17 protein-coding genes are annotated in these 14518 nt (G+C 63.4%); 10 read left to right on the top strand and 7 right to left on the bottom strand.

Annotated features, from left to right (window positions below; genetic code table 11):
• Nucleotides 1-3 precede the first annotated feature (3 nt).
• Nucleotides 4-1290 carry a cytochrome P450 gene (locus V6657_RS11480; RefSeq protein WP_248694722.1) on the bottom strand — a complete coding sequence of 429 codons (1287 nt, stop codon included), beginning with the start codon at nt 1288-1290 and terminating at the stop codon, nt 4-6.
• A gap of 245 nt (nt 1291-1535) precedes the next feature.
• On the opposite strand from V6657_RS11480, the gene V6657_RS11475 reads away from it, so the two are divergent.
• Entirely contained in the window at nt 1536-2459 is a 924-nt protein-coding gene (locus V6657_RS11475) for a helix-turn-helix domain-containing protein (protein ID WP_048931679.1), read from the top strand.
• A gap of 58 nt (nt 2460-2517) precedes the next feature.
• Here the strand turns inward: V6657_RS11475 and V6657_RS11470 are convergent, their stop codons facing one another.
• On the bottom strand, nt 2518-3807 hold the full coding sequence (locus V6657_RS11470) for a D-amino acid dehydrogenase (protein ID WP_048931680.1): 1290 nt from the start codon (nt 3805-3807) through the stop codon (nt 2518-2520).
• A 122-nt stretch (nt 3808-3929) separates the two neighbouring features.
• On the opposite strand from V6657_RS11470, the gene V6657_RS11465 reads away from it, so the two are divergent.
• From V6657_RS11465 to V6657_RS11455, 3 genes are all read left to right on the top strand, one after another.
• On the top strand, nt 3930-4427 hold the full coding sequence (locus tag V6657_RS11465; RefSeq protein ID WP_048931681.1) for an Lrp/AsnC ligand binding domain-containing protein: 498 nt from the start codon (nt 3930-3932) through the stop codon (nt 4425-4427).
• A 72-nt stretch (nt 4428-4499) separates the two neighbouring features.
• Nucleotides 4500-6119 (top strand): alkaline phosphatase D family protein, encoded by a 1620-nt coding sequence (locus V6657_RS11460; RefSeq protein ID WP_048931682.1) that lies wholly within the window; start codon nt 4500-4502, stop codon nt 6117-6119.
• 82 nt (nt 6120-6201) lie between these two features.
• Nucleotides 6202-7326 carry a PA0069 family radical SAM protein gene (locus V6657_RS11455; protein WP_048931683.1) on the top strand — a complete coding sequence of 375 codons (1125 nt, stop codon included), beginning with the start codon at nt 6202-6204 and terminating at the stop codon, nt 7324-7326.
• On the opposite strand, the gene V6657_RS11450 is transcribed toward V6657_RS11455, so the two are convergent.
• The 4 genes from V6657_RS11450 to V6657_RS11435 form a co-directional block, all read right to left on the bottom strand.
• The gene (locus V6657_RS11450; RefSeq protein WP_048931684.1) at nt 7327-7782 is read right to left on the bottom strand and encodes a TM2 domain-containing protein; all 456 of its coding nucleotides are present in this window, start codon (nt 7780-7782) and stop codon (nt 7327-7329) included.
• A gap of 188 nt (nt 7783-7970) precedes the next feature.
• The gene (locus tag V6657_RS11445) at nt 7971-8153 is read right to left on the bottom strand and encodes a hypothetical protein (RefSeq protein WP_021195491.1); all 183 of its coding nucleotides are present in this window, start codon (nt 8151-8153) and stop codon (nt 7971-7973) included.
• A 131-nt stretch (nt 8154-8284) separates the two neighbouring features.
• On the bottom strand, nt 8285-8686 hold the full coding sequence (locus V6657_RS11440; RefSeq protein ID WP_048931685.1) for a hypothetical protein: 402 nt from the start codon (nt 8684-8686) through the stop codon (nt 8285-8287).
• A gap of 192 nt (nt 8687-8878) precedes the next feature.
• On the bottom strand, nt 8879-9952 hold the full coding sequence (locus tag V6657_RS11435; RefSeq protein WP_048931686.1) for a sorbosone dehydrogenase family protein: 1074 nt from the start codon (nt 9950-9952) through the stop codon (nt 8879-8881).
• Nucleotides 9953-10097: 145 nt separating this feature from the next.
• On the opposite strand from V6657_RS11435, the gene rpsP reads away from it, so the two are divergent.
• The 6 genes from rpsP to V6657_RS11405 all read left to right on the top strand — a co-directional run bounded on the left by rpsP (nt 10098) and on the right by V6657_RS11405 (nt 14148).
• Nucleotides 10098-10352, top strand: a complete 255-nt coding sequence (rpsP, locus tag V6657_RS11430) for a 30S ribosomal protein S16 (RefSeq protein ID WP_021195488.1) — start codon at nt 10098-10100, stop codon at nt 10350-10352.
• A 145-nt stretch (nt 10353-10497) separates the two neighbouring features.
• Nucleotides 10498-11052, top strand: a complete 555-nt coding sequence (gene rimM / locus V6657_RS11425; protein ID WP_048931795.1) for a ribosome maturation factor RimM — start codon at nt 10498-10500, stop codon at nt 11050-11052.
• Nucleotides 11053-11075: 23 nt separating this feature from the next.
• Nucleotides 11076-11864, top strand: a complete 789-nt coding sequence (trmD, locus tag V6657_RS11420; RefSeq protein ID WP_048931796.1) for a tRNA (guanosine(37)-N1)-methyltransferase TrmD — start codon at nt 11076-11078, stop codon at nt 11862-11864.
• Nucleotides 11865-11937: 73 nt separating this feature from the next.
• Nucleotides 11938-12324: a 50S ribosomal protein L19 gene (gene rplS / locus V6657_RS11415; protein WP_048931797.1), complete on the top strand. Its 387-nt coding sequence runs from the start codon at nt 11938-11940 to the stop codon at nt 12322-12324.
• A gap of 102 nt (nt 12325-12426) precedes the next feature.
• Nucleotides 12427-13110 (top strand): CoA pyrophosphatase, encoded by a 684-nt coding sequence (locus tag V6657_RS11410; RefSeq protein WP_048931687.1) that lies wholly within the window; start codon nt 12427-12429, stop codon nt 13108-13110.
• Between the two features lie 96 nt (nt 13111-13206).
• Nucleotides 13207-14148, top strand: coding sequence for a CobD/CbiB family protein (locus V6657_RS11405; RefSeq protein ID WP_048931688.1), 942 nt, complete (start codon nt 13207-13209; stop codon nt 14146-14148).
• 27 nt (nt 14149-14175) lie between these two features.
• On the opposite strand, the gene V6657_RS11400 is transcribed toward V6657_RS11405, so the two are convergent.
• Complete coding sequence (locus V6657_RS11400) at nt 14176-14490, bottom strand: hypothetical protein (RefSeq protein ID WP_048931689.1); 315 nt, start codon at nt 14488-14490, stop codon at nt 14176-14178.
• Nucleotides 14491-14518: the final 28 nt, after the last annotated feature.

The following is a 14518-nucleotide window of genomic DNA, read 5'->3' as shown; positions in this document are numbered from 1 at the left end:
TGATCAAGCCGGCGCGATCGCCAGATGCAGCGGTTGATCTGGCCGAAGCGTGACATGCATCACGGGGCGCGGGGCTTGCATGTTGTCTGGTGGGGACAACGTGAAACGCTGCAGCAGCATCGCGGCGATCACCGTCATCTCGGACATGGCCAGATGCTGCCCAAGGCAGACGCGCGGGCCGGTGCCAAAGGGTAGGTAAGCACCGCGTGCGCGTGGCAGTGCCAGGGCATCGAGCGCAAAGCGTTCCGGGCGGAACGCCAGCGGTTCGGGGAACCAGCGCGGGTCGTGGTGCATCACTTGCACAGGAATCAGGAACATGGTGCGCGCAGGCAGTTGCCACGTGCCCAAGGTGATGGGCCGAGTGCTTCGCCGGCTCAGGAGCACCGGGGCAGCCGGGTAGAGGCGCAGCGTCTCCTTGATCGTCTGTGTGAGGTAGGGCAGCGAGGCCAGCGTGTCCGGGCTCGGTGCGTGGCCCTGCAGTGTTTGCTGGACCTCCCTGCGCGCAAGGGCCTGCGCAGCCGGGTTCGACGCCATGCACCAGGCCCACCAGATCAGCGTGGCTGCGGTGGTTTCGTGCCCTGCCAGGAACGCGGTCATGCATTCGTCGCGTACAGCGTGCAGGGGCCATGCGGTGGGGGCATCCCGATGCAGCCGTAGCAGGCGGGTCAGCAGATCGTCGGGCCAGGCGTCTTGCGGCCGGGCCAATCGCGCTTGGAGGTGATGGTCGATCAGGCCATGCAGTGCAGCCAGGGCACGCCGTTTTGCGCGCTTCCAGGGCACCCAGTCCGGTGAGCTTGCGGGCCAGTAGAACTCTGCATTGGCGGCGGCACTGACGACGCGGATGGCTTGCTCTGCGATGCGAGCCTCCTCGCCAATCTCGCTTGAAAACATCATCCGTGTAATGACGTCCATGGCGAGCGAGGTGATCGCGCTCTCGATCGGCCAGCGCACATCGTGCTTTGGCCACTGTGCGAGTGCTTTCTCGGTGGCGGCGCTGATCGTGGGCACGAAAGCTTGGACAGCCTTGGGGGAGAAGTTCGGCTGCATGGTGTGTCGCTTGCCACGCCAGGCTTCGCCCTCGGCAATCAGCACGCTGTGGCCGTGCAGCTGTGCAAACACGTGCATGCCGCGCTCCCAGCGGACCAGCGCGTCGTGATGCGTCACCAGCAGTTCGCGCGCGAGTGACGGGTCTGAGACGACGATTTCGTGTTCAGGCCAGAAGCGCAGATGCACAACATCGCCGAACTCGCGTTGCCACGTCGCGAGCGTCCCCAGCAAGTCGCGCGACATGCGGGCGAGCAGGCTCCAGCCAGTCAGCGCGGTGGATGGGCCTGGCGGCCAAATGCCGGGCGGATGGGCGGCGGGTGTGGGCGATGCGTCCTTTGTGTGGAAAGGGCATTGGCCGGAAGTGGTCGGGTTCATCTGGGTCTCCAGGTGTATCTGGGCATGTCTGGCATTGTTCGCCTGGCGGCGTGACCTGTCTTGAACGCAAACGACATCGACACCTGTCCGGCACCTGCCTATACTGCGCCGCCATGTCCTCTCAATTCGAGTGCCCGGATCCCCTCGCGCGAGCGCCACGTGTTGTGCACGATGGCCGCGTACCGGGTACGCGGCTGCATCTTGCGCCGCCTGCTTTGCAGGGCGCCATCGTGGCCATTCTGTGCCGTGACACGCGGGGATTTGCGTTGACCGATGCGCAGCGCCTGTCTCATTTTCCTGCGTCGCCCATGGTGTCGCTGTCGTGGTTTCAGGGCATGGATGCAGGACTTGTCGAGCGTACCGATGGCGGGCCGCAATGGCGGCCGTTTGGTATGGCGGCGGTGCTGTCAGGCAGTCAATCCCTGCCTACAGTGACGTGGGCACCGACCACTGGGCGTGGCGGCATGATCTGCTTGACGGCGGATGTCGCGCAGACCTTGTTCGGCGTCGACATGGCTGTGGCAGCGGACCGCTTTGTCGACGCCTATACCGTACTGGGCGCCGTGTGGCATCCGTTGCTGGATGCGTTGCTCGATACCCATGACGATGCGGCTGTGCTGGCTGTATTGGAGCAGCATCTTGCTGCGCGCTGGCACACGCTACAGGGACAGGACACGATGGTGTCGTCGCTGCGCAGAGCAGGCCGGCATTGGGTCCAGCGTCTGGCATGGCAGGCGCATGAGTGGCGGCGCACACAGAGTCCACGCCAAGTGGAGCGACGCATCAAGACCTTTAGCGGACGGTCTTTGCGCGAGTGGCAAGCCCTGGTGAAAACCGAAGGCGTCTATTTTGCCGCGATGGATCGGCACGCAGCCGGTGCGCCGTTCGATTGGGCCGCACTGGCCCAGGATGAAGGGTTTGCCGACCAGGCGCATTTCAGTCGCACGGCCAAGCGCATCACGGGCTTTTCCCCAAGTGAGTTTGTCGAGCGCTTTGTCGAGGACGAGGCCTTCTGGGCTTACCGGCTGTGGGTTTGAGCAGGCAAAAAGAAAGGGAGGCTTCGGCCTCCCTTTCTCATGGCGATGGCGTAGCCGATCAGGCCAATGCGGGCTTGGTCGCAGGCATCGGCGCACCGCCCAGATAGCGATACACCGACAGGTCATCCGCGCGAATCGCCGGCGAGCGGCCCGACACCAGATCTGACAGCAGCTTGCCCGAGCCGCAGGCCATGGTCCAACCCAGCGTACCGTGGCCGGTGTTGAGCCACAGGCCGCGCACTGGCGTCTGGCCGACGATCGGCGTGCCATCCGGCGTCATCGGGCGCAGGCCGGTCCAGAACGACGCACGCGACACATCGCCGGCGCCCGGGAACAGATCGTTCACCACGAACTCCAGCGTGTTGCGCTTGCCCGGGTCCAGGCGCTTGTCGTAGCCGACGATCTGCGCCATGCCGCCCACGCGGATGCGGTCGTCAAAGCGCGTCACCGCTACCTTGTAGGTTTCGTCCAGGATGGTGGAGACGGGGCTCTTGGCTGCGTCCGTCATCGGCACGGTGATCGAGAAACCCTTGAGCGGATAGACCGGCACGTTCACCAGATTCTTCAGGAACGGCGAGCTGTAGCTGCCCAGCGCCACGACCACGAGGTCGGCTTCCATCGGCTGCCCGTCGACCAGCGCGCCGCGCACGGCGTCGTTCTTGAAGATCAGGCTGTTGATGGTGCTGTTGAAACGGAAGCGCACGCCCAGCTTCTCAGCCATGTCGGCCAAGCGCGTGGTGAAGAGCTGGCAATCGCCCGTTTCGTCATTGGGTAGGCGCAGGCCGCCAGCCAGCTTGTGGCGGGTGGCGGCCAGGCCCGGTTCACTGCGCACGAGGTCTTCGCGCGAAAGCAGTTCGTAGGGCACGCCAGCGCGCTCGAGCACGGCGATGTCGTTCGCGGCGCCGTCGAGCTGTTGCTGGGTGCGGAAGATTTGCAGCGTGCCTTGCTGGCGGCCTTCGTAGGCGATGCCGGTGTCGGCGCGCAGGTCGCGGATGCAGTCGCGGCTGTACTCAGCCAGGCGGACCATGCGCTCCTTGTTCTGCGCGTAGCTGGCGGCATCACAGTTGCGCAGCATCTGCCACATCCACTTGAGCTGGAAGAGGGTGCCGTCGGGGCGGATGGAGAGCGGCGCGTGCTTCTGGAACATCCACTTGATGGCCTTGAGCGGTACGCCCGGTGCAGCCCACGGCGATGCGTAGCCCGGCGAGATCTGTCCGGCATTGGCAAAGCTCGTCTCCAGCGCCGGACCGGCTTCACGGTCGACGACGGTGACTTCATGGCCGGCGCGGGCCAGGTAATAGGCGCTCGTCACGCCGATCACGCCGCTACCAAGAACGAGCACGCGCATGGTGATACTCCCCGGGGATGCATTTGCGATAGATGTCGCTATCGTATTCGCACATAACCAGCAATTGTTTCTGTATATTTTCAGGAAACAGGAACAACTTCGAATTTGGAGCGTTTTCGTTCATGCGAACCCAGCGCAAGCCCGTCCGGGCCCTCGACAAGCTCGACCGCCGCATCCTCGATCTGCTGCAGAAGGACGGTCGGCTCTCCATGAAAGACCTGTCGGATGCCGTCGGCCTGACCATCACGCCGTGCATCGAGCGCGTCAAACGCCTGGAGCGCGAGGGCTTCATCCTCGGCTATTACGCACGCCTGAACCCGGCCATGCTGGGTGCTTCGCTGCTGGTGTTTGTGGAGATCAGCCTGGGCAGCAAAGCCGGCAACATGTTCGAGCAGTTCCGGCGCGAGGTGCTGCGCATTCCGGAGGTGCTGGAGTGTCACCTTGTCTCGGGCGATTTCGATTACCTCATCAAGGCGCGCATCCGCGAGATGAGCGAATACCGCCGCCTGCTGGGCGACATCCTTTTGCAGCTTCCGGGCGCGGTGCAGTCCAAGAGCTACATCGTGATGGAAGAGATCAAGGAGACGCTCGCCATCGACGTGACGGAAGAGGGCGGGTGACGTAGCGTTGTCACGGAAGCGACTTACGCTGGGCGGCACCCTCACCACTCAACGCCAACCTGCGGAGCCGCCATGTCCGACCAGCTGATCTTCAAGCCGAACCGCCGCACACTCATCAAGGGTCTTGTCTCCGCCAGCGGCACTGCGCTGCTCGGCTCGCGCATCGGTGACGTGCTGGCCCAGAGCGTTGCGCCCGCCGCAGTCACTTCTGAACGCCTGCGCCCGCAAGTGCCCGGCGGCGTAATGAGCGGCGACACCACCGCCAACAGCGCCATCGTCTGGAGCCGCACGGATCGCCCGGCCCGCATGATCGTCGAATATTCGACCGATGCCGCCTTCAAGAAGGTCGTCCGCCGCGTTGGCCCGACCGCCATCGAAACCAGCGGACTGACCGCGCGTGTCGATCTCACCGGCTTGCCTGCTGGAGCCAACCTGTTCTACCGCGTCCGCTTCCAGGATCTCGTGCACGAGAAAGCGTACAGCGAACCCGTCGTCGGCCGCTTTCATACTGCGCCCGTGCATGCCAACCGCCCGATCTGTTTCGTGTTCTCCGGCGACGAAGCGGGCCAGGGTTGGGGCATCAACGAGCGCTTCGGCGGCTATCGCCTGTACGAAGCCATGCGGCGCGAATCGCCCGACTTCTTCATCCACTCCGGCGACCAGATCTACGCCGACGGTCCGATCGAAGCCGAGGTGAAGCTGCCCGATGGCTCGCTGTGGACCAACCTTGTCACCGAAGCGAAGTCGCACGTCGCGCAAACGCTCGACGACTACCGCGGCGCTTTCGCCTACAACCAGCTTGACAAGAACAAGCGCGCATTTGCAGCCGAGGTGCCGTTCCTAGTGCAGTGGGACGATCACGAGGTGCGCAACAACTGGTACCCCGGCCAGCAGATCGGCCCAGAGGAAAAGCGCTATCAAGAACGCAGCGCATCCGTGCTGGCCGCCCGCGCGAAGCAGGCGATGTTCGAATACAACCCGTTCCGCTTCAACCCGGTCGACCCGGAGCAGATCTACCGCGCATTCCAGTACGGTCCGCTGCTCGACGTGTTCATGCTGGATGAGCGCAGCTACCGCGGTCGCAATTCACCAAACCGGCAGACCACGCTGGATGCCGATTCCGCTTTCCTCGGCCCGAAGCAGACGGCGTGGCTCAAGCAATCGCTCAAGCAATCGAAGGCGACGTGGAAGGTGATTGCGAGCGACATGCCGATCTCGCTGGTGGTGCCCGACCTGAACCCGGACGTGCCCAAAGGCACCTATGAAGCGTGGGCCAATGCCGATGACGGCGTACCGTCCGGCCGCGAGCTGGAGCTGGCCGAGATCCTGCGCTTCATCAAGCAGGAGAACATCCAGAACGTGGTGTGGGTGACGGCCGATGTGCACTACGCGCAGGCCACGTACTACCACCCGTCGCGCGCCAAGTTCACGGAGTTCAAGCCGTTCTGGGAATTCGTCGGTGGGCCGATCAACGCCGGCACGTTCGGCCCGAACGAGGTCGATCAGACCTTCGGGCCGGACCTGCGCTACGTCAGTATCCCCAAGGACAATCCGCAGAACCAGTCGCCGGCCGCGTTGCAGCAGTACTACGGCCGCGCGAAGATCGATCCAGCCACGCGCACGATGCACGTATCGCTGCACGACCTCGACGGCAAGTCGCTCTGGGAAGTGAAACTCGACCCGGAAGCGTAGTCGACGCCACGCCAGCGGAACGGAGGCGGATGCGATAGGATCGACGGGCCCCGCATCCGATTCCCATTCCGCTGTGCCCGATATGTCCGATCGCCGCATCCCCCGCAAGGGGCGCGGCGCCACTTCCAATCTGCAAGGCCGCTTCGAACGCGACGAACGCACGCGCGTCGACGACGGCTGGCAGCCGCTTGTCGGGCAGCTCGATCCGGAAGACACGCCGCCGCGCATCGAGACCTCTGTCTCCATTGAGCGTGCGCGCTCGATCCTGAGCCACAACCAATCGCCGGATATTCCGTTCAGCGTGTCGCTCAATCCGTATCGCGGCTGCGAACACGGTTGCGTGTATTGCTTCGCGCGGCCTACGCACGCGTACCTTGAGCTATCGCCGGGCCTCGATTTCGAGACCAAGCTGTTCGCCAAAACCAACGCTGCCGAGGTGCTGCGTGAGACATTGGCCAAGCCCGGCTACCGTTGCGAGGCGATTGCGCTGGGCGTGAACACCGACGCGTATCAACCGATCGAGCGCGAGTTGCGCATCACGCGCGACGTGCTGCAGGTGCTGCACGATTGCGATCACCCAGTCGGGCTGATCACCAAATCGACGTTGATCGAACGCGATATCGATCTGCTCGCGCCGATGGCGGCGAAGAACCTCGTCGTTGCCGCGGTGACGATCACGACGTTGGATTCGGAGCTTGCGCGCAAGCTCGAGCCGCGCGCAGCCACACCATCGCGCCGCCTGCGCACGATCCGCACGTTGGCTGAAGCAGGCATTCCGGTAGGGGTGAGCGTCGCGCCGATGATCCCGTTCATCACCGACGACCATATGGAGCAGATTCTGGAAGCCTCACGCGAGGCGGGCGCCACGTACGCGAGCTACATCGTGCTGCGCCTGCCGAATGAACTGAACGCGGTGTTCCAGGATTGGCTGATGGCGCATTTTCCCGACCGCGCGCAACGTGTAATGAACCGCATCCGTGACCTACATGGCGGGCAGGACTACAAGGCGGATTTCAGCACGCGCATGCGCGGCACCGGCATCTGGGCAGATCTGCTGCGGCAGCGCTTCTACAAGGCCGCCGACAAGCTCGGTTATAGCTACCATCGCTACAACGAGCTGGTGCTGGACACGTCGCAGTTCAAACCGCCCGCACGCGCAATCAAACCAAGAAAACCGGTTGATGAGCGTCAGGGCAGTTTGTTCTGATTACTGCGACAACTCTTTCGCTGCCTGCACTTGCGTTTCGAAGTAGGTCTGGAACGTGATGGCGAGGCCGGCCATCAGCAGGCCCGTACCAATCATCAGCGTAAGGATGGTCAGCATCACGACGGGCCAGCCGGATTGCGTGGGCGTGCCGTCGGCATTGAACTGTGCATCCCATTTGTCGTCTGGGCGCAGGCCATACACCAGCGCCGACAGGAACCCTGCCAGCAATGAAGCGCCCCCGATGATCGCGCAGACCCAGCCCGGCACGCTGGCGCGCTGGGTCGACAGCAGGAGTGCCACGCCAACCGCGCCGAGCACCATGGCAAAGACTTGCGACCACGCCCAGAAGTCGCGTCCGCCCTTGAGATAGAAACGATGCGCGCCCACGCTCCCGAACAGGAAGGCGAGCAGCACGGTCAGCAGCTTGGATTTTTTCTGAAGAGCGGTCGTAGGCATGGCAGGCGGAGAACACACGGCAAGACAACACAGCGCCGCGATTCTACGCCCAACATGAACCGCGACGCAGCCTAGGGGCGGCACCGGGGCGCGTCTCAGGGACGCATCAGCAATCGGGGGAGGTGGCCTTCAGTTCGGCCGGACGCGCACAGCGTTGCGATGGGGCTGTGGCGGGAAGGGCAGGGGCACTAAATCGGAACCAGACGCAGCGACGGCACGTTCATCGAAGCCGTCAGGTCTTGCAGCAGTTGAGGCGCTTGTTGGCGCAGGCTGACTTCGCCGTAGAGCAAGTGGGCAAGCATCAGCATGAAGGCCGAGGTCCATATCAGACCCAGCAGAAGCCGCACATGGCGGTGGAGTTGGGACAGCATTGAAGCACCTGTTGTCGTTGTGATTGGTGTGATGGAAGGGACACGCCAAACGTGTGCCGTCTACCATTCAATACGACTGAGATGCTCCGGGCAAGTTCCGCGATGTGAAATGAGGGGGGCTTGCGCGGCGGTCAGCCCCGGCGTGAGCCACGCCAGTCGCCGCCCCGATCGCCATTGCCGCGTTCCTGGTGCATGCGTTCGCGTTCCTGTTGCTGCTGCCAGTCACTGCGGCCGCCGCCTTCGCGGGGTTGTACGCGGCCGTTGAGACGGTCGTCGGCGCGCGCGCGTGCTTCCATGCGCTCCATCTGCGCGCGGATGCGGGCTTGATCAGCTCGCGCGTCGACAAAGAACACCTGCGCTACCAGCGGGCGCGCTTGCGCCGCAGCATTGGCGGGTTGCGGCCATGTTGGCATAGCGGTTTCTGTGAAGGCAACGGCGGCCTGACGCGCCGATGCGTTGGCTGCCAGGGCGCCCGCAGAGGCGACAATCAGAACACCTGTCGCCAAGGGGCGAAGCAATGCACGGATCGGCATGGCTATCTCCTGTCTGACGAGGGTTCGAAAGCGCCACGTACCGCCTTTGTTTCAGCTTGAGCAAGAGAGCAGCAGTACGTGTTCATGCCTGTCAATGTAAGGCTTCACTCAGGTCGCATCCACTGTCCAAAGGTTTCCTATGTAACGAGATGTTTCCCGCACGCGTTGCCCAGGCGGTAGGCGACGCTTGCATCATTTCCCGATGTAGCGGATGCGGTACACGGCGCCAGCGTAATCGTCCGCCACGAGCAGGCTGCCGTCTGGCGCGGCGAGCACGTCGGCCGGGCGGCCCCATACGCTCTGGCCTTGCAGCCAGCCTTGCACGAATGGCTCTTGCCGGATGACCTTGCCTGCTTCATCAAGCACCACGCGCATTACGCGATAGCCGACCTTGGACGAACGGTTCCACGAGCCATGCTCCGCAATGAAGATGTTGTTGCGATACTCGGCCGGGAAGCTGCTGCCGGTGTAGAAGCGCATACCGAGCGCTGCCACGTGCGCGCCCAGCTTGGCGACCGGCGGTACGTAGTTGCTACAAGGGTGGCCCGCGCCGAACTCCGGATCAGGAACGTCGCCGGCATGGCAGAACGGATAGCCGAAATGCGGGTTGGGCGAGGTGATGCGGTTGAGTTCGTCGTCGGGTACGTCGTCGCCCATCATGTCGCGGCCGTTGTCGGTGAACCACAGCTCGTGCGTCTTCGGATGCCAGTCAAAGCCGACCGTGTTGCGGATGCCTCGCGCGACCAGTTCCAGATCACTGCCATCAGCGTTCATGCGCATCAGGTTGGCGTAACGGTTTTCATCCGGGCGGCAGATGTTGCAGGGTGCGCCCACTGGCACGTACAGCTTGCCATCGGGGCCGAAGGCGATGAATTTCCAGCCGTGATGCGTCTCTGTGGGCAGCTTGTCGTTGACGACTACGGGCTCCGGCGGGTTGTCGAGACGCTTGTCGATGCCATCGAGCCGTACGATGCGCGACACGGCCGACACATACAGGCTGCTGTCACGCCAGGCCACCCCCACCGGCAGTTGCAGGCCGGAAGCCACCACATGCACTGGCGCGCCAGGTTTCTGCAGCGACATCGCGTAGACTTTGCCCGCGCGGCTGCCCACATATAGCGTGCCAGCGGGGGAGATCACCATCTCACGTGCCGAGGGCATCTCATCGGTCAACACTTCAATCTGGAAGCCCGGAGGCACGTGCAGCGTTTCGATTGGCAACGTGGCCATCGCCGGCAATGCCGCGCCAAGCCAAGTTGCAAGCACAGTGGCGGTCCGTATGTACCGCCTGCGCCACGCAGGCTGCCCATCGTTTAGTCGCGCCCAGCCTAAGTGTTTGTTTGGTCTGGAAAATTGCGCTATACTCAAGTGTTTCTCTGTACGCATACTCAGTTTTTCAAGGAATAGATCCATGGTCGTGATCCGTCTGGCCCGCGGTGGCTCCAAGAAGCGCCCGTTCTTCAACATCGTTGCGACCGACTCGCGTAACCGCCGTGATGGCCGTTTCATCGAGCGCGTCGGTTTCTACAACCCGCTCGCCAAGGATGGCGAAGAAGGTCTGCGCCTGGTGCAAGACCGCCTGGCCTACTGGCAAGGTGTTGGCGCTCAGCTGTCGCCGACGGTTGCCCGTCTGGTGAAGCAAGGCGCTGCCAAGGCTGCTGCCTAAGTTTTAGCATGCGTCGATCGACGGTGCCGTCCGAGCACATTCTGCTGTGACGCGCGCTGCATCGACGCCGTCTCGGACACGTAAGGGCCCCGTGGCCGTTGCAACGCAGGCGACCTCGCAAAAGGTGGCTGAGCGTTTGCAAGCCATGTGCCCGGGTGCTGGCACCAACCCAGCGCTGCCTGACGATCTCGTCGAGGTCGGCTATGTGGGCGGTGCCTATGGAATTCGCGGCTGGGTCAAGGTTCAGCCGCACGGCGAAGCCGATGCGTTGCTTAACGCTCGTGCCTGGTGGCTCAAGCCGGCAGCAGGTGCGTTGGCGGCATCGGCGGACTGGCGGGTGTTCCCCGTTGGATCGTCGCGCGAGCATAGCGGTACGGTGGTGGCAGGCTCGCCTGCCGTGCCGGATCGCAATGTCGCTGAGGCGCTGCGCGGCTGTGCCGTGTGGGTCAGCCGGGCCGACTTTCCTGCGCCGGATGACGACGAGTTCTATTGGGTCGATCTGATCGGCGCCACCGTCGTCAACGAACAGCAGGAAACGCTCGGTACGGTGACGGGGCTGATCGACAATGGTGCGCACCAGATTTTGCGCATTGTGGGCGAAGGCGACGTCGAGCGGCTCGTGCCGTTTGTCGAGGTTTACGTGAAGTCGGTGGATGTGGCTGGTCAGCGCATCGTCGTCGACTGGGGTCTGGATTACTGAACATGCGGCCGGAGAATTCGGCGATGCAGTTCGACGTCGTCTCGCTGTTTCCGGACATGTTCCGGGCGCTGACGGACTGGGGTATCACCAGCCGCGCAGCCAAGCAGCAGGTGTACACGTTGCGCACCTGGAACCCACGCGACTTCACGACGGATAACTACCGTACCGTGGACGACCGGCCTTACGGCGGTGGCCCCGGCATGGTGATGTTGGCCAAACCGCTGGAAGCGGCGCTGGATGCGATTCGCGAGGCGCAGGTGCCCGCAGCATCGCATGTGGTGCTGCTCTCGCCGCAGGGCAAACCGCTTACACACAAGCGAGTAATGGAGCTGGCGCAGTTGCCGGCGCTCACGCTGCTGTGCGGGCGCTACGAGGCGATTGATCAGCGTTTGGTCGACCGTCGCGTGGATGAAGAAATCAGCCTTGGCGATTTCGTCCTCTCCGGTGGTGAGCTCGCTGCAATGGCCATCATCGACGCGGTGGTGCGGCAGTTGCCCGGCGTGCTGGGCGATGCGCAGTCGGCGGTGCAAGACAGCTTCGTCAACGGCTTGCTGGACTGCGCGCATTACACGCGGCCGGAAGAGTACGAAGGCGTGCGTGTGCCCGATGTGCTGCTGGGCGGCCACCATGCCGAGATTGAGAAGTGGCGCCGCCAGCAGGCGCTGTTGAATACGATGCGCAAGCGCCCCGATCTGATCGAGGCGGCGCGCAAGCAAGGTTTGTTGTCCCGCAGCGATGAGGTGTTCCTCGCTGCCGCGGCGACGACGGCAAAGGGGTCGGAAGCTTCCACACCGGGAGCCTCGACCAAGTGATGTTCCCATCCTCTACCGGGGCCACGGTCAATTGACCAGGCAAAACGCCGGCATGATGGTCAAGGAGAAAAAGATGAATCTCATCGAGCAAATCGAGCAGGAAGAAATCAAGCGCCTGACGGCCAACAAGACGATCCCCCCGTTCGCCCCTGGCGACACCGTGATCGTCAACGTGAACGTCGTTGAAGGCAACCGCAAGCGTGTGCAGGCGTATGAAGGTGTCGTGATTGCCAAGCGCAATCGTGGCCTGAATTCGTCGTTCATCGTTCGCAAGATCTCTTCGGGCGAAGGCGTGGAGCGTACGTTCCAGCTGTACTCGCCGCTGCTGGCCAGCATCGAAGTGAAGCGTCGCGGTGATGTGCGCCGTGCGAAGCTGTACTACCTGCGCCAACGCTCGGGCAAGTCGGCACGCATCAAGGAGAAGCTGACCTTCAAGCGCAAGGAAGCCGCTGCGGAGTAATCTGCGCGCGTTGCGAAAAGGCACCTTCGGGTGCCTTTTTTCTCTTTTGGGGCGGAAGATTGTCCCCACGTGAGTCTTCTGCCTACCAACACACGCCCCACCATGCGCCGTCCCGTGTTCGATCCCGAGCAGTTGCCGGTGATGCCTCCCTCGGCATCGCTGCCGGCGCTCGGGGCAGCGCAGTTGTCTGCCGATTTCGTGCGCGAACGGTTGCGCGCGCAGCCGGCCTGGGAGCCCGAGCACACGGATGAGTCCCGCCTGATTGACGTCTCCCTCAAATTGCGTGAGGCGGCCGTGTTGGTGCCGCTGGTGCAGCGCGAGGGTGGTTTGACGGTGCTGCTGACGCAGCGCAATGCTTCGCTGAGCCAGCATGCCGGGCAGATCAGCTTTCCGGGCGGCGGTCGCGAGGCCATCGATCGTGATCCCGTCGAGACCGCGCTGCGCGAAACGATGGAAGAGGTGGGCATCGGCGCCGAGCACATCGATGTGATTGGCGAGTTGCCGGACTACATCACTGGCACGGGCTTTCATGTGAGCCCCATTGTCGGGCTGCTGACGCCCGACTTCACGCTGCATCCGGACCCAAGCGAAGTGGCCGAGGTGTTCGAGGTACCGCTCGCGTTCCTGATGGACCCGGCCAATCACGAAGTGCGTGAGTTGCGCTGGGATGATCGCGTGCGTCGTTTTTACGCGATGCCATATCGCAAGGCTGACGGCGGCTACCACTTCATCTGGGGTGCGACAGCGGGCATGCTGCGCAACCTGTATCACTTGCTGGCGGCGTAGCGTACGCGTCACTGTGCGCTGTTGCGCGCACGCCGTGTGCTATCGTCTTGCACATCGTATTCATGGCGTGATGCACGCCTTCGCAACGCTTCTCCAATGACTTTTTTCTCCGTACTCTGCGCGCTGATCCTCGAGCAGTTCCGTGCGCTCAGCCGGGACAACCCGATCTACGACGTCGTGCGTGCCCTGGCTGCACGGGCGGAAGAATGGTTCGACACCGGGCAGCGCCGCGATGCCGTGTTCGCGTGGTGTGTGGTGACGCTGCCCGCTGTGGTGGTCGTGGCGCTGGTGCACTACCTGCTGTCGTCGATCAGCATCGGGCTGGCCTTCCTGTGGAATGTGGTGATGGTCTACCTGACCCTCGGTTTCCGCCAGTTCAGCCACTATTTCACGGATATTCATGAGGCACTGCGTGGCGATGACGTTGTCACTGCGCGACTGCTTCTCAATGAATGGTCAGGCTTGGATACGACCGACATGCCTGTGAACGAGATCGTTCGCCATACCCTGGAGAGCGCCATCGTTGCGGCGCATCGCCACGTGTTTGGCGTGTTCTTCTGGTTCCTCGTGCCGATTGGGCCGGCAGGTGTGGTGCTCTACCGCGGTGCTGAATATCTGGCCCGCCACTGGAGCGAGCCGTCGATGGAGCGCAGCCCGACGCTGGGCCTGTTCGCGCGCCAGGCGTTCTTTATCATCGATTACATCCCCGCGCGTCTGACGGCCATCGGCTTCGCCATCGTCGGCGATTTTGAGGATGCGGTGTACGCCTGGCGCAACCGCGCCGCCAAGTGGAGCGACGAGGTCAATGGCATTCTGCTGGCGGCCGGCGGAGGTGCGCTGGGCGTGCGCCTGGGTACGCCGATCGCGCAACGCGATTCGGCCGAGAGCATCGCCGATGAGGACGGTGCCTATCCGATGGAAGTGGGGCAGGAGCCCACCGTGCGTACGCTGCAGTCGGCCGTGGGGCTGGTGTGGCGCGCGGTGGTGCTGTGGATGCTGCTGCTGGCGATGCTGTCGATCGCCGTGTGGCTGGGCTGATCCGCAGGCCTTATTGATACGCCGCTGTCAGGCGGCGTCTTCACGATCCTTGCCGCAGCGCCAACATTGGGCGAACTGCGGCTCGTGCATCTCCCCGCAATGTACGCAGCGCCAAGCCGGGCCCGTCGGCGGATGACGGGCCTGATCGAGCAGCGTCTGTGCCTGCGCTTCCTGCTCCGGATTCACTAGCCAGACTTGCGCCGCGCAATCCTGCGGAGGAACGTCGCCTGCAACGCTGCTCAGATAGATGTTGCGCAGCTCGGTGCGGATGCCTGCGGCGGACAGCACGTTTTGCCAGTGCGCCGCCATGCCGAGCGATGGACTGCTGATCAACAGCTTCATCCCAGCCTCCCCGAAAAACCTGCTCACG

Source organism: Ralstonia sp. RRA, from assembly GCF_037023145.1.
GTDB lineage: Bacteria > Pseudomonadota > Gammaproteobacteria > Burkholderiales > Burkholderiaceae > Ralstonia.
Note: the sequence above shows the minus strand (reverse complement) of the source record. Positions and strands in the feature narration are given on the sequence as shown.